We start from the raw sequence: 18,004 nt of genomic DNA, 5'->3' as shown, positions 1-18,004 counted from the left end.
TTCTACTTATGCTGAACACTTCATTTTCTCCGTGGCCTAGTTTCACCAAGGAAGAGGCGGACGCAGTCCAGCAGGTGTTGCTCTCTAATAAGGTGAACTATTGGACCGGCACGGAATGTCGCGAGTTCGAGAAAGAGTTTGCCGCATGGACGGGTACACGCCACGCCATCGCGCTCAGTAATGGCACATTGGCTTTGGACTTGGCGCTAAAGGGGCTTGGAATCGGGCCTGGCGATGAAGTCATCGTCACACCGCGCACGTTCATCGCCAGCGCGTCCTGCGTAGTCAACGCTGGTGCGATTCCGGTTTTCGCCGATGTCGATCCGGAAAGCGGAAACCTTTCGGCGGAGACCATTGCGAGAGTCCTGACGCCGCGCACCAAAGCAGTGATCTGCGTGCACCTTGCGGGGTGGCCATGCGACATGGATCCCATCATGGAGTTGGCGGCCCGCCATGGATTGAAGGTCATCGAGGATTGTGCACAGGCACACGGCGCTCGCTACAAGGGGCGTAGTGTCGGATCGATCGGACACGTCGGTGCATGGAGCTTCTGCCAGGACAAGATCATGACCACGGGTGGTGAAGGTGGCATGGTGACGCTCAATGATGAAGCGCTCTGGCGCGAGATGTGGGCGTACAAGGACCACGGCAAGAGCTTTGAGGCGGTGTACGAGCGTGAGCACGCACCGGGGTTTCGCTGGTTGCATGAGACCTTCGGCACCAACTGGCGAATGCTGGAGATGCAGGCCGTAATCGGACGTATTCAACTGCGCCGCATGACGGAGTGGACCGCTCGACGGACTGAACACGCCGAGGCAATTCATTCGGCCTGCAAACCATTCTCTGCCGTGCGTGTGCCTGTCGCTCCGGCGAGCAGCACCCACGCGCAATACAAATGCTATGTGTATGTCCGACCTGACCACTTGGCGGAAGGCTGGACGCGTGACCGAATCATTCAGACGATTGTCGATGCCGACGTGCCCTGTTATCAGGGCTCTTGTTCCGAGGTCTACCTTGAAAAGGCGTTTGACGATACTGGCTGGCGACCGGCCGAGCGGCTACCGATCGCACGCGCAATGGGCGAGGACAGCCTGATGTTCCTTGTACATCCCACCTTGACCAAGGATGAGATTGCAAAGACATGCCGTGTGCTGACTGACGTCCTCGGGCGGGCCAGCCGGTGAAGAATCTTACGGTTCCGCTACTCGCGCTGCCCCGGTCGGCCAAGCGCGTGGTTGTCGTTGCGCTGGATTTGATCCTGGCGCTGGTATCCGTCTGGGTGGCGTTCTATCTGCGCATAGACCAAACGGGACTGCCAATCCTGCAGCAGGAGTACGTCTATTTTCTCTCGCCTTTGCTGGCCTTCCCGATCTTCGTTCGAATGGGTTTGTACAGAGCGATCTTTCGGTACACAGGAATGGCCGCGCTTGCTAGCACTGCGAAGGCCGTGGGTCTCTATGGCGTATTGTTCTTCAGTGCGCTGCTTCTCTTGAAGCTCGATGGTGTACCGCGCAGCATTGGCCTGATCCAGCCGATGCTGTTCCTGTTGCTGGTTGGGGCGAGTCGTGCTCTGGCGCGCTTCTGGCTAGCGGGGACGGCGGCGAAGGTGCGTGCGCACGAAGGACGGTTGTTGATCTATGGTGCCGGCGACGCGGGCGTGCAAACTGCTTCGGCGCTTGCCGTTACGCATCAGTTTGTGCTGTTGGGGTTCATCGATGATGATCGGGCCAAGATCGGCCGTACGATCAACGGGCTCGATATCTTCGGTCCGGATGACGTGCCTGAAGCTGTCGAGCGTATGGGTGTCACCGACATCCTGCTTGCGATTCCATCCATGGGCCGCGCCCAGCGCAACGCCGTAATCGACAAGCTGCGCGCGCTGCCCGTGCACGTTCGAACGCTGCCTGGTATGGTGGATCTGGCATCGGGCCGTGTGACGATACGCGATCTGCAGGAACTCGATATCGAGGACTTGCTTGGCCGCGCACCGGTGCCACCCGATGCGGCATTGTTGGCGAAGAACCTTGCTGACAAGACGGTGCTCGTGACCGGGGCAGGCGGCAGCATCGGCAGTGAACTATGTCGCCAGATCATGCTGGAGCGGCCGCGTCGGCTGGTGCTGGTCGAACACAACGAGTTTGGGTTGTATTCGATTCACCAAGAGCTTGAGCGCTTGCGCGACGAGCATCGCCTGCAAACCGAGGTTGTTCCGCTACTGGCCAGTGTGGTCAATTTGAGGCGTTTGCGCGAGATCTGCGGGCTGTATCGACCTGCCACGGTTTATCACGCCGCCGCATACAAGCATGTGCCGTTGGTCGAGTGCAACGCGGCGGAAGGGGTCATGAACAACGTGTTCGGTACGCTGAACATGGCACGCGCCGCTATGGAAAGCCAGGCTGAGTACTTCGTGCTGGTGTCCACGGACAAGGCGGTTCGACCCACTAATGTAATGGGTGCTTCCAAGCGCATGGCGGAGCTGGTGTTGCAGGCAATGGCAGCCCGGCAATCGGTCGACTTTGGACTGCTCGATGTTGAGAGCGAGGAGGCTGTGCCGAATCGCACAGTTTTCGCGATGGTGCGATTTGGCAATGTGCTAGGCAGCAGCGGAAGCGTTGTCCCTCTGTTCAGACGTCAATTGCTGGAAGGCGGGCCGTTGACCGTGACCCACGAGAAGGTGACGCGTTACTTCATGACTATCCCGGAGGCTGCCCAACTGGTGCTGCAGGCTGGCGCCATGGCCCATGGCGGCGAGGTGTTCGTTCTGGACATGGGCCAGCCTGTCAAGATCATGGATCTGGCGCGACGCATGGTTCAGCTTTCTGGCATGACGGTGTGCGACGATCAGCATCCGGATGGCGATATCGAGATCCGCGTGACAGGTCTGCGCCCCGGCGAGAAGCTCTATGAAGAATTGCTGATCGGCGATAACCCCGAAGGTACGGCCCATGAGCGGATCATGAAGGCGCGAGAGGATTACGTGCCGTGGCCGGAATTTGCGCCCGTGCTTGCATCCATGCGTGTGGCGGCCGAGCAGAGCGACGAGAAGCAGATCAAGGAAATCCTGGGCCGTCAGGTCCACGGATATGGTCCGCAGGCAGAGGGCAAGGCTGCGAACGCCTTGCTGGTGTAAGGGGAGTCGTGGAATCCGCTGGTTTCGCGCGCTTTGGTGCGCGAAACCAGCTTGGTGTGCCGCGTCGCGCGTGCCGACGCGGCGCCGGGCGCTTCACGATCTGCCTGGTTCAGAGGTCCGGCTTCCTCGCCTGACTTGCCAACCGCTGGACGACCAGCAGGGTTCCCAGTGCCAGACCAAAGACGGCGCCGGCTGCGACAAATACCGTCCAGCCGGGGGTGCTGGGGCGGTCGGGCGCGAAAATCTCCCCCATTGGTCGCGTCGGATAGCTCGATGTGGGGTCCAGAGCCTCCTGAAATTGCATAATCCTGTGCCGCAATTCAATTGACTGCCTGTCGGCAAGCATAGTCAAATTGGTCAACTGCACATCCCGCACACTGTTAATGGGATCATTTTTCTGTTTTGAATTTGCCACCAGCCAGGCATAGCTATTGGCATAATCCCTCTCCGCGGCCTTCAGTTTGTCTGTCAGATTGGCGAGATCGCCGCTCATTCTGCTAATCGACGGTGCGAACAACTTTTGATGCTCCGCGGCAAGCAATTTGACAGAAGAGCTCATGACGGCCATTGCCTGTTCCCTTGAGTAGGCGGAAACCTGCAAATTGATCAGATTGGGGCCTTTGCCTGGCGATCCGAGCAATGTCTCGAAAATCAGCCTGGATTCCTTGCTCTCACTGCTCGCCGGCAGCCCAAGCTCGTTGAGCACCTTCAGGCGGGATGAGGGCAGATTGTAGCGATCCACCGCCGTCAGCTGATTTTCCACCAGCCGGCTTGTCACGGCACCACCCTCGGGGCTCGATATCTGCCCAACCTGCACGGTGATTCTGGCGGTCCAGCGGGGTGGAACAAAATGAAACACCGCGAACCCGCACAATGCGCCGATTACGCCTGCCAAGCCAATCGACTTTATGGATTTAGGGGGGAGGCGCCAAGCGTCCGGGGAAGCATTCGAGTTTGCAATGGGCATTTGTGGCGTGCAGTGGGGGACTCTTAGAGTTTCACCATTCTAGCGCGACTACTGCCGCCAACCCCTCGGCGGTCATGTTTTGAAATGCTACCAATAGTTACACAGTCTGTATATCACCCAGCAGGTTTTGCCACAGCGGGCAAATGGCGTCGATTTCGTAGCGGCGTGCATCATCCCGAGCCCGCGACGAAAGCGCCTCGCACAGATGCTTCTCCTGCATCAGTCGCGATAATGCCGCACCGAGCGCTAGCGCGTCTTCAGCCGGTACCTGAAGTCCATTCACTCCGTCCCGAATCAACGCCTTGGGCCCGGCTTCGCAATTCGTCGACACCACTGGCAATCCAAATGCCATCGCTTCCATGAGCACCAGGCCGAATCCTTCATAGCGCGAACTGAGACAGAAGATCGAGGCTTCGCCATAGTAGCTGGCGATCTCCGAGCTGGCGCCGGGCAAGTCGACGCAATGGCCGAGCGCAAGGCTTCTTATCTGCGCCTCCAGTGCGTCCCGTTCTTCGCCTTCCCCGACGATGACCAGTCGCCAATCCGGGTGCGCCGGTGCCACGCGGGCCCAGGCATCGAGTAGAACATCGAAGCCTTTCGCCCGCACGAGCCGGCCTACCGCCAGCACAATCCGGCTTCCGCGTTGAGCGGGCTCCGCGGGAAATGCAAAAGGCAACGGATTGCCAATGGTTGCAATCCGACAGTGCTGACCGAGAGCATTTAGCCATCGCTGCCTGTCCCGCTCCGTCAACACCACAACGGCGCTGCTCGTCTTAGCCGCCAACCACCGCGCCACCCTTCGCGCCTTTCTCCCCAGATCCTCATCAAAGTGACAGTGTTCCCATGCAATCCTTCGCACCTTCATGCCTGACGTCGCCGGCAGCGTGAATAGGGTGAGCATGGTGTCGACCTCGATCAGCACGTCGATACCTTGTTCCCGTACGAAGCGTCGAATTCCGAGCACGGTGGAAACGTAGGCACGCTTGAACGACGGTCGCTGCTCGAACAACGCGTGGTGCTCCACGCCCTCATGCAGCGGGAACACGCTGGTCCGGTCCCACAGGCTCAGCACGAGCACGCGATAGCCGCGTTCTGCGAGCGCATTGGCGATGACCGCGGTCATGCGTTCCGCGCCAGCAAAAGCATTCAGCGTCCCGGTCAGGAAGCAGACGGTCGGCAGCGGCGTACTCATATGGATGCCACCTCGGGCGCCGGTCGGTGCCGCCACCACAGGGTCAGGCCGACCAGCACGGCCACGCCGTTGCCCAATGCATAGCCCGCGATCGCTCCCCAACTGCCGTAGCGCGGGATGACGATGAGATCGAAGGCCAGCGTGGCGCCGAACACCAGCGCCCATTTGGTGGCGACCCAGCGCGGCCTGCGCAGATAGACCGCAAGCAGCGTGAGCGCGACGTCGGCGAACACGAGTGTCGAAGCCACGGCCGCCACGCGTAGCAGTGTCACGGTGGCGTCGAACGCGTTGCCGTAGAGCAGCCGCACGATCCAGGGCGCGCAGCCAGCGATGGCCATGCCGCCGACAAGGCCCAGCGCGGCGATGCCCAGCGCGATGCGGCCGATGTTGGCATGTGCTTCCGCATAGGCGGCTTTCGCATAGACATAGGCCGGCGCGATGCCAGCCACCAGAATGCTTGCCACCATCGTGAAGTTGTCGAGGATCTGCATGCACGCGGCGTAGGCGCCAAAGTCGGCGGGTGGCACCGCTGGCTGGAGTACAAGTTGGTCCACGCGGCGCGCGCCCATCATCAGGATGAAGCTGATCCAGAACAGGGCGCCGCTCGTGATCAGTTCTCGCGCCTGCGTGGCTTGCCAGGCGAAGTCGCGGTCATGCACGCGCACGAAGTAGTAACTCGTCAGCAGCACAGCCAGAATGATCGCCTCGATGGCGAAAGCGGCGGCGTAGCCGGTGATCTTGTGAACGCCGGCGGCAAACAGGCTTCCCACGAGGATAGCCTTGACTGCCAGCGCGGCCAGGCTGAATAGCGTGCCGGGTCGGTTGTTGGTGTGGGACTGCATCCAGGCGGTCACCACGCCAAACGGCTCGCGCAGGAGAATGGCGATGCCCAGCCACAGCGCTGCGTGCCATACCTCTGGGCCCGGGGAGGTGATGCCAAGATAGGCACACATCAGCAGGTACCCGATAGCACCGCCGGCCAGACGCAGCACGAAGGCGTGCGCAAGCAGCGCGTGCTGCGTGGCCGGTGCCGGCGAGGCCACGAGCCTCGGCACCACGACTTCAGCGCCGCAGACCAGTGCGAAGGATGCGGCGATCAGCACGATCGACTGCGCGTACTGGAAGTGCGCGAACCCTGCCGGTCCAAGCGCGCGCGCCAGCATGGCCACCACGGCAATGCCGATGCCGATCTGGAAGCCGCGTTCGGCCAGCATCCAGAGCAGATTGCCCGCCACGCGCCGCCGCATCAGGCAGCCTCCACACGGGGGCAGGGGGTTGTGCCGGCGAGGCCGGTGTAGATCTCCAGCCAGCGTTGCGCCACCGCGTCGATCGAGAACCTGGCGATCATTGCCGCCCGGCGTGCGGCTTCGTCCGCGGACGAACCTCGCCCGTGGCGCAGCGCTGCATCCAGCGCGACGGCCAGCGCTGTCGCGTCGTCGCGCGGCACGATGGTCCCCTGGTCCTGCACGACTTCTCGAACGCCGGGTGCATCGGTGGCTACCACAGGGCAGCCGCTGGCCAGCGCTTCCACCAGCACCATCGGCAGTCCTTCAATGTCGGAAGAGAGCACGAACGTATCCGCTGCGTTGAGCAGGGCGGGCACGTCGCTGCGTGGCCCCAGCAGCGTGACGCGCGAACTCAGGTTCAGCGCCGTGATCTGCTCGGCCAGGGCCTGATGGAGTGGGCCGCCACCGGCGATCAGCAGATGGAGCGGAAGCGTGGCGGGGTCGATCTGCGCGAAGGCGCGCAGCAGAAGCGCTTGTGCCTTCTCCGGAACCAGTCGCCCGACATTCAGGGCCAGCCTTGTTCCAGCGCTGATGCCCAGACGCGCGCGCGTGGTGCCCCGCAACGCCGCCGAGGGCCGAAACCGTTCGATGTCGATGCCATTCGGCATCACCGCAATGCGGTCGGCTTGCACGGCACCCGAGGCGACCATGCCTTCGCGCCCGTCCTCGCTGACGTGGGTCGTCAGCGCGCTCCATCGGTCGGTCAGCCGATACGCGATCATCCGCAGTCGGCCGCCTTCGCGAAAGCTGTGCGCGGTACAGACCACCGGCGGGCACTGGACGATTCGAGTCAGCAGGCGCGTGAAGACGTTGGCGTGAATCATGTGCGCGTGAATCACGTCCGGCCGCCACGACTTGACCAGTCCGCGTGCCTGCCAGAGCGCCCGTGCCATGCCGGCCGGCGTCTTGCTCATGTTCAGTTCGAGGACGTGCGCATCGGCGGGCACGTCGATCTCGCGGCCCGGTGACAGGCTCAGGATGGCCACCGCCTGACCCTGCGCCAGAAACGCGTGTGCCAGCGCCACTACCTGGTGCTCGGCGCCGCCCATCTTCAGGCCGGTGGTAACCAGCAGGATGCGCATCGGAGCGCCGGTGGGTGAGGTATCCCCGGTCGTGCCTGCCATCAACGCGCTCCGTACCCGGTCAGCAGCGTGCGCACGGTTTTGACGGCAATCAGCAGGTCGAGTGCGAAGGAGCAGTGCTTGACGTAGTAGAGGTCGTAGCTGAGCTTGGTGACCGTTTCCGCGTGCGTGCCGACGTAGCCCTGCTGAACTTGGGCCCATCCCGACAGGCCGGGGCGAACCAGATGGCGGTAAGGGTAGTAGGCAATGGTATCGGCGAACATGTCGACCATTGGCACCTGTTCCGGGCGTGGCCCAATCAGGCTCATGTCGCCGGTCAGCACGTTCCAGAGCTGCGGCAGTTCGTCCAGACGGTACTTGCGGATCACGCGGCCCACGCGTGTCACGCGCGGATCGTGGCGTTGCGCGAACTGGGCGGTGGCGTCGGGCTGCACGCTCATGCTGCGGAATTTGAGCATCGTGAATGGTTCGCCGAAGCGGCCCACACGCGCCTGCCGGAACAGGACCGGCCCCGTGGATTCCAGCCGGATCGCCAGCGCCGTCAGCGCGGAGAGCGGCAACGCCAGGGGCGCCAGGCAAAGCACGGCGGCGATGTCCACCAGGCGCTTCACGTATCCATAGAGATAGTGGCGCGCATAGTCGTCGAGGAAATTCTCGTCGATGTGATCGAGGCCAACGCGGCCCGTGAGCATCTCGCCAACCCGTTCCACCGAATACATGCGCACATGGCTGAGCTTCAGGCGCGCCAGCGCACGCGTCCGCTCAGGGTCCGCCGTGGCGGATCGGTCCAGCATCAGGCCATCGCAATGGACGGCATCCTCGATGGCATGGATGAACTCGAAACGGGTGGGGGTAGGTGGCGTGGCGCCGGGCATGGCCAGGACTTCTTCAAGCTGTTCGAGCGTGCGCGGATCGGTATAGCCGAACACCGGCACGTAGTTCTGCACGAAGCGCCGGTAGCCGATGCCGCTCCACACCAGCGTCGTGATATAGCCGACCAGCAGGGCGCCGCGGGAATACTCGATATGGAACGCGGCGAAGACGATCAGCAGCAGGCCGAAAGGCAGCGTCGCCGACATGCCGACAAGGCTGTTGCCTTCGATTGCCGGAAGATGCAACGACCGATGCAGCAGCACGAACGTACACAGGTAGGGGACGATCGCCCACAGCAGGGTGCGCGTGAACACGTAGGTCACGATACCCGAGTGGTGCAGGTATTCTGCCGCCACGGTATTGATGCCGAACAGCACCAGGCCGACCAAGGCCCAGGACAGCATCCGGCTGGCGCGACGCACGGTTTCGGAGCCGCGCGTGTTCGCGGCCGGGCTTCGCTGGGAATGGGTGAGGCGGGCTTGCTTGTTGCTCATCTCAGGCTCCCCCGGCCGGCATCGCGGCTGTCTGCCCAGGCCCGAGCACACGCTGGTAAACCTGCCAGGTGGCGTCGGCCATGGTGTCAACGCCGAACGCATCGCTCCAGCGCGCCCGGGCCGATTGGCCCATAGCCGTCCGCTTGGCGGGGGCGCGGGCAAGGGTGCTCAAGGCTTCGGCCATCGCAGCTTCATCATCGCCAGGCACCAGCAGGCCAGCCTGCGCCTTGCCGAATTCCTCCCGAATACCGGGCAAATCCGATGCGATCACCGGGAGCCCGGCCCGCATCGCCTCGAGAATCGAGACCGGCAGTCCCTCATGATCGGAGGCCAACACGAAGATCTGTGCCGAGGCGAGCAGGCTGGCGATGTCGTCGACGTTTCCTGGCAGGCGGATACGCCCGGGCGCCAGCTCATCGGCAAGCTGGCGCATGGCGTCGCGGGTGGGGCCATCGCCGGCGATCACCAGTTCACAATCGGTCAGGTTCGCACGGGCAAAGGCCCGGATGACGAGGTCCGGGCGTTTCGGCGCGGCGAAGCGCGCCACCATGACGATGCGGCGTAGCGGCCCACCTGGTTCCGCGCGAGCCTCGGTATCGGGAATACCGTTGTGGATCACGCTGACACGTGCTGCCGGCAACGGCAGCGCCGCGGCCAGGGCACGCTCCGAGTCGGCCACGCAGATCAGCCGCGTGGTCAACGGCGCAAGGCACCACTCCGCGATGCGTGCGGCCATGCGCCGGTGCAGCGGAGCCGCTGGCTTGAAGGCGAAGCCGTGGACCGTGTAGACAACGGGCACCCCGAGCATCCACGCGGCAATCCGCCCCAGCGCGCCTGCCTTGGCGCTATGGACGTGAATCAGGTCCGGCGCCGCGTGGCGCAGGGCGGCTTTCAGTTGGCGAAGTGTCGCGATGGCCTTGCCTACCGACATGGCATTGTCGAGCAGCGAGAGCCGGACGGTTTCGGCGCCAGCGGCCTGCGCGGTTGCGAACAGGGGACCATCCCCGCCCGCCAGTACGGTGGCGTCGATCCGGCCGCGCAGTGCGCGCAGCAGGTCTGCGACATGCGACTGCGCCCCGCCAATCTCGGTATTGGTAATGACGTACGCGACGCGGGGCCGGGGGGAGGGCAGGTTCTGCACGAACGCGGGAAAAAGTTGGTAAAGAAGCACTGGCAAGCGCCCCGCACATGGCCAAGAACGGGCGTTGCCAGATCCGTGGCGTGGCGCACGGATCGCCCGGGTTTGGGTGATCGAGGGATTATAAACTGGCGCTGACTTCGCAATCCGGCACAATACGAGTTTTTGGCGCCCTGCCCGCGCCCCGTCCGGCTAGCTGTTGCCGGTCGGTATCGCACCGTGAACTTCAGACATGGGAAGCCATATGCAAATTGAACCTTCGATCTTCAAGGCCTACGACATCCGTGGCATCGTCGGCAAGACGCTGACCCCCGAAGTGGCCCGCCTCATCGGCCTCTCTTTTGGCTCCGCCGCCGCCGAGCAGGGCGAGCGGGCGGTGGTGGTCGGCCGTGACGGCCGCCTGTCCGGGCCCGATCTGCTGGGAGGGCTCGTCGAAGGCCTTCGCGCCGCCGGGCTCGACGTGATCGATCTGGGCATGGTTGCCACACCGATGGTCTACTTCGGCACCAATATCGAGCTGGACGGCCGCCGCGCCACGTCCGGCATCATGGTCACGGGCAGCCACAACCCGCCCGACTACAACGGTTTCAAGATGGTGCTCGGCGGCAAGGCGATCTACGGTGAGCAGATCCAGGCGCTGCGCCAACGCATCGAGGCGGGCAACTTCGCCAAGGGTAACGGCGGCTACAAGCTCGTCGATGTGCGCCAGCAATACCTGGATCGCATCGTCGGCGATGTGAAGCTGGCGCGCCCCATGAAGATCGCGCTCGATGCCGGCAACGGCGTGGCCGGCGCGTTCGTGGGCGACCTGTTCCGCGCGCTCGGTTGCGAAGTGACCGAACTGTTCTGCGATGTCGACGGCCATTTCCCGAACCACCATCCCGATCCCGCCCACGTGGAGAACCTGCAGGACCTGATCCAGTGCCTGCGCGATACGGATTGCGAGCTGGGTCTGGCATTCGATGGTGACGGCGACCGCCTGGGGGTGGTCACCAAGGACGGGCAGGTCATCTTCCCGGACCGGCAACTGATGCTATTCGCGGAGGAGATCCTCTCGCGCAATCCCGGCGCGCAGGTGATCTACGACGTCAAATGCACGGGCAAGCTGGCACCGTGGATCCGCCAGCACGGCGGCGAACCGCTGATGTGGAAGACGGGCCATTCGCTGGTCAAGGCCAAACTCAAGGAAACGGGCGCGCCGATCGCCGGCGAGATGAGCGGCCACGTGTTCTTCAAGGATCGCTGGTACGGCTTCGACGATGGCCTGTACACGGGCGCGCGGCTGCTCGAGATCCTGTCGCGCCACGCCGACGCCAGCGCCGTGCTCAACGCACTGCCGAACTCGAATTGCACACCCGAGCTGCAGCTCAAGTGCGCCGAGGGCGAGGCGTTCACGCTGCTCGACAAGATCCGCGCCAATGCGAAGTTCGACGGCGCGAAGGAAGTCATCACGATCGACGGCGTTCGCGTCGAGTATCCGGACGGCTTTGGCCTGGCGCGTCCGTCCAACACCACGCCGGTGGTGGTGATGCGTTTCGAGGCCGACAACGATGCCGCGCTGGCCCGTATCCAGGCCGAATTCAAGCGTGTGATTCTGGCTGAGAAACCGGATGCGAAGCTCCCGTTCTGACGTCGTGCAGGTATCGAACCAGGAGACACCGTCGCCGCAAGCGGCGGTGTCTCCGTTTGGGCTGCCCGCGCGGCCTCGTATCCTGATCGTCAAGGTGTCGTCGCTGGGCGACGTGGTGCACAACATGCCGCTCGTGCACGATCTGCGCGCGCGCTGGCCCGATGCCGAGATCGACTGGGTGGTCGAGGAAGGTTATGTCGATCTGGTGCGGCTGCTGCCCGATGTGGGCCGCGTGATTCCGTTCGCGCTGCGCCGCTGGCGCAAGCGCTTCTGGCGCGGCGAGACCTGGGCGGAGATTGGCGCGCTGCGCGATGCTATCCGGGCGAGGCCCTATGACGCCGTGCTCGAGACACAGGGGCTCCTGAAGACCGCCATCGTGGCACGCACCGCCGCGCGTGTGGCCGGGGCGCCGGTGATCGGCCTGGGCAATGCCACGCAGGGATCGGGCTACGAGCCAGCCGCCCGGTTGTTCTACACGGCCCCTGTCAAGGTGCCGCGCCAGACTCACTCGGTGCGGCGCTCGCGTCTGCTTGGCGCCGCGCTGACCGGCATTACCCCGCCCGAGCCGCCACGCTTCTTCGGCCCCGCGGCCAATACGTTGAGCGTCGATGATCCGTTGTGGGCGGACCTGCCCGCACGTTACGCGGTCTGCTTCCATGCAACGGCTGGCGCGAAGAAGCGCTGGGCGGTGGAGAACTGGCACGCGCTGGGGCGGAGGCTCGAAGCGGAGGGGCTGACTGTGCTGCTGCCGTGGGGCAGTGAGGCGGAGCGCCGCGACGCCGAGGCGCTGGCAGCGGGTATTCCCGGCGCGCGCGTCTTGCCGCGCTTCTCGGTCATGCAGGGATTCGGGCTGATCAATCGCGCCGAGGTGGTCATCGGCGTCGACACGGGGCTCGTGCATATCGCCGCTGCCCTGTGCCGTCCGACCGTCGAGATCTACACGGCCACATGGCGCTGGAAAACTGAAGGCTACTGGTCCGACCGCATTGCCAATGTCGGTGACGATGGCATCGTGCCGACCGTCGACGAAGTCCATGATGCGGCGATCCGCGTGCGCGGAGTGACTGCCTGATGCTGCGTTTCGTCTATTCGTTGCTGTGGCTGCTGATCTTGCCACTGGCGTTGCTGCGGCTGGTCTGGCGTTCGCGCAAGGAGTCGGGCTACATCCAGCATGTTGGCGAGCGGCTGGGGCGCTATGGCGATCTATCGGCCGCCGGCCCATGGCTGTGGGTCCACGCGGTGTCCGTTGGAGAAACGCGGGCGGCGCAACCGCTGATCGACGCGCTGCTGGCGGCGTATCCGCGGCACCGGCTGCTGCTGACGCACATGACGCCGACCGGTCGTCAGACTGGCGCGCAGCTCTACGGTGCCAACCCACGCGTGCAGCAGTGCTACCTGCCGTATGACCTGCCCTGGCTGGTCCGACGCTTTCTTGCCTACTTCCAGCCGGATGCCGGCCTGATCATGGAAACGGAAGTCTGGCCGAACCTGGTGCACGTCACGCGTCGCATGGGCGTGCCACTGTTCCTGGTCAACGCTCGTCTGTCGCCGCGCAGCTATCGGCGTACCGCGCGATTCGGCGGTGCCGCCGCAGCGCTGTACAACGACTTCACGATGGTGCTGGCCCAGACCGCTGGTGACGCGGAACGCTATCGCGCGTTGGGCGTGAAGTCGGTGCAGGTCACGGGCAACCTGAAGTTCGATATGCAACCGCCCGAGGCCGGCGTGGCACGCGGACAGCTTCTGCGGCAGGCTTTCGGCAACCGGCATGTGCTGGCGGCAGCGAGCACGCGCGAGGGCGAGGAGCCGTTGATCCTGGAGGCATTCTCGCGCTGGCCGGGCACGGATCGCCCCGCATTGCTGCTGGTGCCGCGCCATCCGCAGCGCTTTGACGAGGTGGCCGCGATGGCGACGCGCGCCGGCTTCAGCGTGCAGCGGCGCAGCGCGCTCGATATTGAGCAATTGTCGGCGCCGATTACCGCCGACGTCGTGCTTGGTGATTCGATGGGCGAGATGGCGATGTACTACGCGGCCTCGGACATCGCGTATATCGGCGGCAGCCTGATCCCGCTCGGCGGTCAGAACCTGATCGAGGCCTGCGCCGTGGGCACGCCGGTGCTGATGGGGCCACACACGTTCAACTTCGCGCAGGCGACCGAGGACGCCATTGCCGCGGGCGCGTGCCAGCGCGTGGCCGATGCGGACGAACTGATGGTTGCCGCTGCTGCCATCCTCGGTGACGCAACGCGGCTTGCGGACATGCGCGAGCACGCGCTGACCTTCGCCGGCCTCCATCGTGGCGCGACGGCACGCACGCTGGGCGCGCTGGCGCCGGTGTTGCGCTGATGCGGCGTAAGCGGCGTTCCACTAGACTGAGTGTTGCCTGAGGCTCTTCAAGCGCTTGCGTTCGCTCCCGTATGTCTCCCATACGGCGAGAAGGGCGCAAGCATTCGGGCCGCGGGCGTTTCAAGCAAAGGAGTCGACCCATGCAAAAGATTCTTCGTCCCCTGGCCATGATTTTGGCCCTTGCTTCCGCCACCATCATGTCAGCTTGCGCTAGCGGCCAACCTCCCGATACGCCATCGGCCAATACCAGCCTCAGTGAAACGCGCTCGAGCGGTCCGAGCCGTTGGGAACTCGTGCGGTGGCAGCGTCCCGATGGCACGCTGCGCGATATTCCCCACGGCGACAATGGTCAGCCGATCATCTTCGACTTCAACGACGGCATCGATTCCCCACAAGGCACGGTAAGCGGCACCAGCGGCTGCAACCGCTTCACGGGCGGCTACGGCAAGACCAGCACCGGCATTCGCTTTGATCGCATCGCCGGCACGCGAATGGCTTGCCCGGGGCCGCGCATGGAGCTCGAATCGGCGCTGCTCAAGGCGATGTCGTCGCCGTTCACCACGGTCGGCACGCAGCCGTCGGCGGGTTCCATGGGGCGGCAGATCGTCTGGAAGACGGCCGATGGCGATCTGCTGCAGTTCGTCGAGCGTGAAGGCGTGGGCCGGCGCGGTGCGAAGATCGATGCGGCATCTGGCAAGGAAAAGATCGTCTATATCGATTCGCAGCGCGTGGAATGCTCGGGCGTGGGCAAGATGCAGTGCTATCGCTGGCGCGAGTCGCCCGATGCCCCTTGGCAGCTCTGGTACGGGGCGATCGAGGGGCTCGATTTCGAGCCCGGCGTCAGCTACAAGCTGCGCGTGCGGGAGTATCAGGTGCCGAATCCACCTGCCGATGCCTCGTCGATCCGCTGGCAATTGCTGGATGTGGAAGAGCGCTCGCGGGCAAAGTGATTGGCTCAGGGCCGGTCGGATGAGGCGCCTGCTGAGGGGCGGGGCGCCTGATCAGATAGAATCCGGCCTGATTTCAGAAGCGCCACGGCACAGTGGCGATACCGGCGCATCAAGTATCCCACTATGACCGATAGCAACAAGCTCCTGTCGAGGATGGCTACCGTCCTCGTCTTCGCCTTTCCCGTGTTGATCCTGTGCGTGCCGCGAGGCGCGGGCGTGTTCCTGGCGGGGGTCGGCGTACTGGCACTGCTCGGCTGGCGCGGCATGGGGCGAGCTTGGCGCGAGTATTCCAAGGTCATGACACCGCTGGCCATTGCCGTGCTGGCCTTCATGCTTGTCTACGTCGGCTCGAAGCTTTACTTCCACACACCGTGGAACGTTATCGACAATCCTTCGCGAACGCTGCTGGCCATTCTGACGTGCTGGGTGATCGTGCGCGCGGCGCCCAATCCCGCATGGCTCTGGCGAGGGATCACAGTGGGGCTGTTTCTGGCGCTGTTGATCGTTGGTTATCAGAAGTTTGCCTTGAACATTGATCGGCCTTCGGCATGGATCCAGGCCATCGCCTTCGCGAACATGATCGCGGCACTCGCCTTGGTGGGTTTCGCGCGCCCGGGCGATAGCCGTGGTACGCATATGGAAGCCTGGGTCAACCTTCTGCTCGGTACCATGATCCTCATGCTGAATGGCACGCGAGGCGCTGTGGTGGCAATGCTCGTGACATCGGTGCCGATGCTGATGATCCGCTACCGGCGTTTCAGCGTGCGGATGCTCATCGTGGCCGTTTGCGCGGTTGCAACGCTTGCCATTGGCGCGTACATGGTGCCGGATAGCCCAGTCTCCAAACGCGTAGATGACGCCGTGTCGGAGATCCAGATGTATCGGCAAGGTAACATCGAAACGTCAGTTGGCGTGCGCCTGAAGATCTGGCATATCGGCCTGCAGTACTTCAGCGAGCATCCCTGGACCGGAGTCGGTGTGGGGCAGTTCGCCCGGATTCTCCATGCCTCTGAGTTCTGCCACGAAACGAAATCGTTGGCATGCGTGCTCGAACATGCGCACAACGATATCGTGGAGGCGGCTTCCACCACCGGTATCCCCGGGTTGATGGTCATGCTTGGCTTGTTCCTGGTGCCGGCAGTGCTGTTTGCCCGAGCCTTGCGGGCGGCCCGCTCCCTGGGCAATCCGCAAGGCGTGAGTCTGGGCGGAGCTGGATTGGGCGTGGTGATGGCGTCCCTGATCAGCGGCCTCACCCAGGTAACAATGGCCCACCAGGCCAACGTCGTTTTCTACGCGGGGCTCATCGGCCTGCTGTTGGGGATGGCCGGGCGCGAGGCGCATTCGGCGCGGACCGACGCCGTCTGACCTTGCCGGCGGTCAGGACCGTGGCGTAACACCCTGAGCCATGCTTTCACGTCGGCCGCGTTCACCGCGTGCCGGCTTGTGCGCGGGCATGGCACCCACTCTTGTTTTCCCCGGCAACTTGTACATCGCTCCCGGCGCCGACGTCAGCAGCGTGTTGATCTGCACCACGTCGTCTTCCGACAGCGCGCCGGTGGAAGCCTTCAGGCGCATGCCATTCATGATCGTGTCGTAGCGCGCCTTGGCCAGGTCGCGGCGGGTCTGGAACAGTTGCGCCTCCGCGTTCAGCACGTCGATATTGATGCGCACGCCCACTTCATAGCCAAGCTGGTTCGATTCCACTGCGCTTTGCGCCGAGCGTTCCGCTGCCTCGAGCGCCTTGACCTGCGCGAGCCCGTTGTACACACCCGAGTAGGTCTGCCGGGCGGTCTGCGCGGCGGTACGGCGCGCGAACTCGAGATCGCTTGCGGCCTTGTCGGCAAGCGCCAGGGTTTCGCGCACGCGCGACTGGATCTGGCCACCGGTGAAGATCGGGATGCTCAACTGGACGCCCACCACGCCCGAGTTGTAGCGGCTGCCTACGTTACTGAGCTGCGTGGCCGTGCCCTGGGCGTTGGTGTAACCGTATGAAGCGACGAGGTCGACGGAAGGCAGGTGGCCTGCCTTGGCCTTGTTCGTTTCGCGCTGCGCCGTTTCGAGGTTGTATCCGGCCAGGCTGACTTGCGGATTGGCCTGTTCGGCCTGCGCCGCCCATGCGTTGACATCGGCCGGCGCCGGGCCCGGAATCGCCGCTTCGGAGCGCAGTCCCATCAGTTCGTCGACGGATTTGCCGGTGATCTGTTGCAGCGTGGCGCGGGACACCTCGAGCGCGCTTTGCGAAGCAATCTCCGTGGAGGTGGCCAGGTCGTAGCGCGCCTGGGCATCGTTGGCGTCGGTAATGGTGGCGGTGCCTACCTCGAAATTGCGCTTGGCCTGCTCGAGTTGCTCGCCAATGGCCTTCTTCTGGGCACCCGCCAGGTAGAGGTTGTCCTGCGCGGCCAACACATCGAAGTACGCCTGCGAGGCACGTGTGATCAGGTCGAGCTGTGCCTGCTGGAAGGTGATCTCGCCCGCCAGTGCGGCCAGTTCTCCCTGCTTGTAGGTTTCCCAGCGATCCCAGCGGAACAGCGGCTGTGTAAGCTGCAACTGCCAGGTGTTGGCATTGAAATAGCGGGTGACGTCGACCGGCGAGCTGTAGTCGGCCTGGGTCCGCTGCGCGCCTGCCGTGCCAAAGACCTGCGGCAACAGGCCCGAGCGCGCCTGGGGCAGCTTCTCGCGCGTGGCGACGAGCTGCGCGCGTGCGCTGGCGAACTGGGCGTCATTGGATTGCGCATCGCGATACACCTGCAGCAGATCGGCTGACTCCGCGGCCGGCAAGTGCAGCATGGCCACAAGAGCAGCCGCGAGCGGCAGGGATCTCCTGGCCGCACCGGGCACGGCGGAAAGCGGAAAACTCATGACATCTCCAGCGCGGCCTGCGACGCGGCGCGGCCAATGTTCGGTTACATCGACGGG

General features: G+C 64.0%; 14 protein-coding genes. 7 read left to right on the top strand and 7 right to left on the bottom strand.

The annotated features are described in order from the left end of the window. Nucleotides 1–8 precede the first annotated feature (8 nt). On the top strand, nt 9–1,184 hold the full coding sequence (locus RMET_RS13680) for a DegT/DnrJ/EryC1/StrS family aminotransferase (RefSeq protein ID WP_011517297.1): 1,176 nt from the start codon (nt 9–11) through the stop codon (nt 1,182–1,184). After that, the gene (locus tag RMET_RS13675) at nt 1,181–3,130 is read left to right on the top strand and encodes a polysaccharide biosynthesis protein (RefSeq protein WP_011517296.1); all 1,950 of its coding nucleotides are present in this window, start codon (nt 1,181–1,183) and stop codon (nt 3,128–3,130) included. Before RMET_RS13680 ends, RMET_RS13675 begins: the two co-directional genes overlap by 4 nt. Before the next feature lie 109 nt (nt 3,131–3,239). Here RMET_RS13675 and RMET_RS13670 read toward each other — a convergent pair whose 3' ends face one another. From RMET_RS13670 to RMET_RS13645, 6 genes are all read right to left on the bottom strand, one after another. Continuing rightward, nucleotides 3,240–4,025 (bottom strand): GumC domain-containing protein, encoded by a 786-nt coding sequence (locus tag RMET_RS13670; protein WP_157139110.1) that lies wholly within the window; start codon nt 4,023–4,025, stop codon nt 3,240–3,242. Nucleotides 4,026–4,194: 169 nt separating this feature from the next. Beyond that, nucleotides 4,195–5,289, bottom strand: a complete 1,095-nt coding sequence (locus RMET_RS13665) for a glycosyltransferase family 4 protein (RefSeq protein ID WP_011517293.1) — start codon at nt 5,287–5,289, stop codon at nt 4,195–4,197. Then, nucleotides 5,286–6,536, bottom strand: coding sequence for a lipopolysaccharide biosynthesis protein (locus tag RMET_RS13660; RefSeq protein WP_011517292.1), 1,251 nt, complete (start codon nt 6,534–6,536; stop codon nt 5,286–5,288). The genes RMET_RS13665 and RMET_RS13660 overlap by 4 nt, the downstream gene beginning before the upstream one ends. After that, nucleotides 6,536–7,699 carry a glycosyltransferase gene (locus RMET_RS13655; RefSeq protein ID WP_011517291.1) on the bottom strand — a complete coding sequence of 388 codons (1,164 nt, stop codon included), beginning with the start codon at nt 7,697–7,699 and terminating at the stop codon, nt 6,536–6,538. Before RMET_RS13655 ends, RMET_RS13660 begins: the two co-directional genes overlap by 1 nt. Continuing rightward, on the bottom strand, nt 7,699–9,024 hold the full coding sequence (locus RMET_RS13650; RefSeq protein WP_011517290.1) for an exopolysaccharide biosynthesis polyprenyl glycosylphosphotransferase: 1,326 nt from the start codon (nt 9,022–9,024) through the stop codon (nt 7,699–7,701). The genes RMET_RS13655 and RMET_RS13650 overlap by 1 nt, the downstream gene beginning before the upstream one ends. A 1-nt stretch (nt 9,025) precedes the next feature. Next, entirely contained in the window at nt 9,026–10,195 is a 1,170-nt protein-coding gene (locus tag RMET_RS13645; protein ID WP_011517289.1) for a glycosyltransferase family 4 protein, read from the bottom strand. Nucleotides 10,196–10,406: 211 nt separating this feature from the next. On the opposite strand from RMET_RS13645, the gene RMET_RS13640 reads away from it, so the two are divergent. From RMET_RS13640 to RMET_RS13620, 5 genes are all read left to right on the top strand, one after another. Then, the gene (locus tag RMET_RS13640) at nt 10,407–11,792 is read left to right on the top strand and encodes a phosphomannomutase/phosphoglucomutase (RefSeq protein WP_011517288.1); all 1,386 of its coding nucleotides are present in this window, start codon (nt 10,407–10,409) and stop codon (nt 11,790–11,792) included. Beyond that, entirely contained in the window at nt 11,773–12,864 is a 1,092-nt protein-coding gene (waaC, locus tag RMET_RS13635; RefSeq protein ID WP_011517287.1) for a lipopolysaccharide heptosyltransferase I, read from the top strand. Before RMET_RS13640 ends, waaC begins: the two co-directional genes overlap by 20 nt. Further along, entirely contained in the window at nt 12,864–14,138 is a 1,275-nt protein-coding gene (waaA, locus tag RMET_RS13630) for a lipid IV(A) 3-deoxy-D-manno-octulosonic acid transferase (protein WP_011517286.1), read from the top strand. Before waaC ends, waaA begins: the two co-directional genes overlap by 1 nt. A 140-nt stretch (nt 14,139–14,278) precedes the next feature. Further along, entirely contained in the window at nt 14,279–15,088 is an 810-nt protein-coding gene (locus RMET_RS13625; protein ID WP_011517285.1) for an META and DUF4377 domain-containing protein, read from the top strand. A 123-nt stretch (nt 15,089–15,211) separates the two neighbouring features. Continuing rightward, a complete protein-coding gene (locus tag RMET_RS13620) occupies nt 15,212–16,453 on the top strand; it encodes an O-antigen ligase family protein (protein ID WP_011517284.1) in 1,242 nt (413 codons plus the stop codon). Between the two features lie 12 nt (nt 16,454–16,465). Here the strand turns inward: RMET_RS13620 and RMET_RS13615 are convergent, their stop codons facing one another. Continuing rightward, entirely contained in the window at nt 16,466–17,947 is a 1,482-nt protein-coding gene (locus RMET_RS13615; RefSeq protein ID WP_011517283.1) for a TolC family outer membrane protein, read from the bottom strand. Nucleotides 17,948–18,004: the final 57 nt, after the last annotated feature.

Source organism: Cupriavidus metallidurans CH34, assembly GCF_000196015.1.
In the GTDB taxonomy this organism is placed as follows: Bacteria; Pseudomonadota; Gammaproteobacteria; order Burkholderiales; family Burkholderiaceae; genus Cupriavidus; species Cupriavidus metallidurans.
The sequence above is the reverse complement of the archived record's forward strand: the minus strand, read 5'-3'. Positions and strand labels throughout refer to the sequence as shown.

Coding starts and splice junctions, on each gene's coding strand:
- RMET_RS13625 (WP_011517285.1), top strand. CDS start 14,279: ATGCAAAAGATTCTTCGTCCCCTGGCCATGATTTTGGCCCTTGCTTCC.
- RMET_RS13640 (WP_011517288.1), top strand. CDS start 10,407: ATGCAAATTGAACCTTCGATCTTCAAGGCCTACGACATCCGTGGCATC.
- RMET_RS13615 (WP_011517283.1), bottom strand. CDS start 17,947: ATGAGTTTTCCGCTTTCCGCCGTGCCCGGTGCGGCCAGGAGATCCCTG.
- RMET_RS13665 (WP_011517293.1), bottom strand. CDS start 5,289: ATGAGTACGCCGCTGCCGACCGTCTGCTTCCTGACCGGGACGCTGAAT.
- waaC (WP_011517287.1), top strand. CDS start 11,773: ATGCGAAGCTCCCGTTCTGACGTCGTGCAGGTATCGAACCAGGAGACA.
- RMET_RS13650 (WP_011517290.1), bottom strand. CDS start 9,024: ATGAGCAACAAGCAAGCCCGCCTCACCCATTCCCAGCGAAGCCCGGCC.
- waaA (WP_011517286.1), top strand. CDS start 12,864: ATGCTGCGTTTCGTCTATTCGTTGCTGTGGCTGCTGATCTTGCCACTG.
- RMET_RS13620 (WP_011517284.1), top strand. CDS start 15,212: ATGACCGATAGCAACAAGCTCCTGTCGAGGATGGCTACCGTCCTCGTC.
- RMET_RS13680 (WP_011517297.1), top strand. CDS start 9: ATGCTGAACACTTCATTTTCTCCGTGGCCTAGTTTCACCAAGGAAGAG.
- RMET_RS13660 (WP_011517292.1), bottom strand. CDS start 6,536: ATGCGGCGGCGCGTGGCGGGCAATCTGCTCTGGATGCTGGCCGAACGC.
- RMET_RS13655 (WP_011517291.1), bottom strand. CDS start 7,699: ATGGCAGGCACGACCGGGGATACCTCACCCACCGGCGCTCCGATGCGC.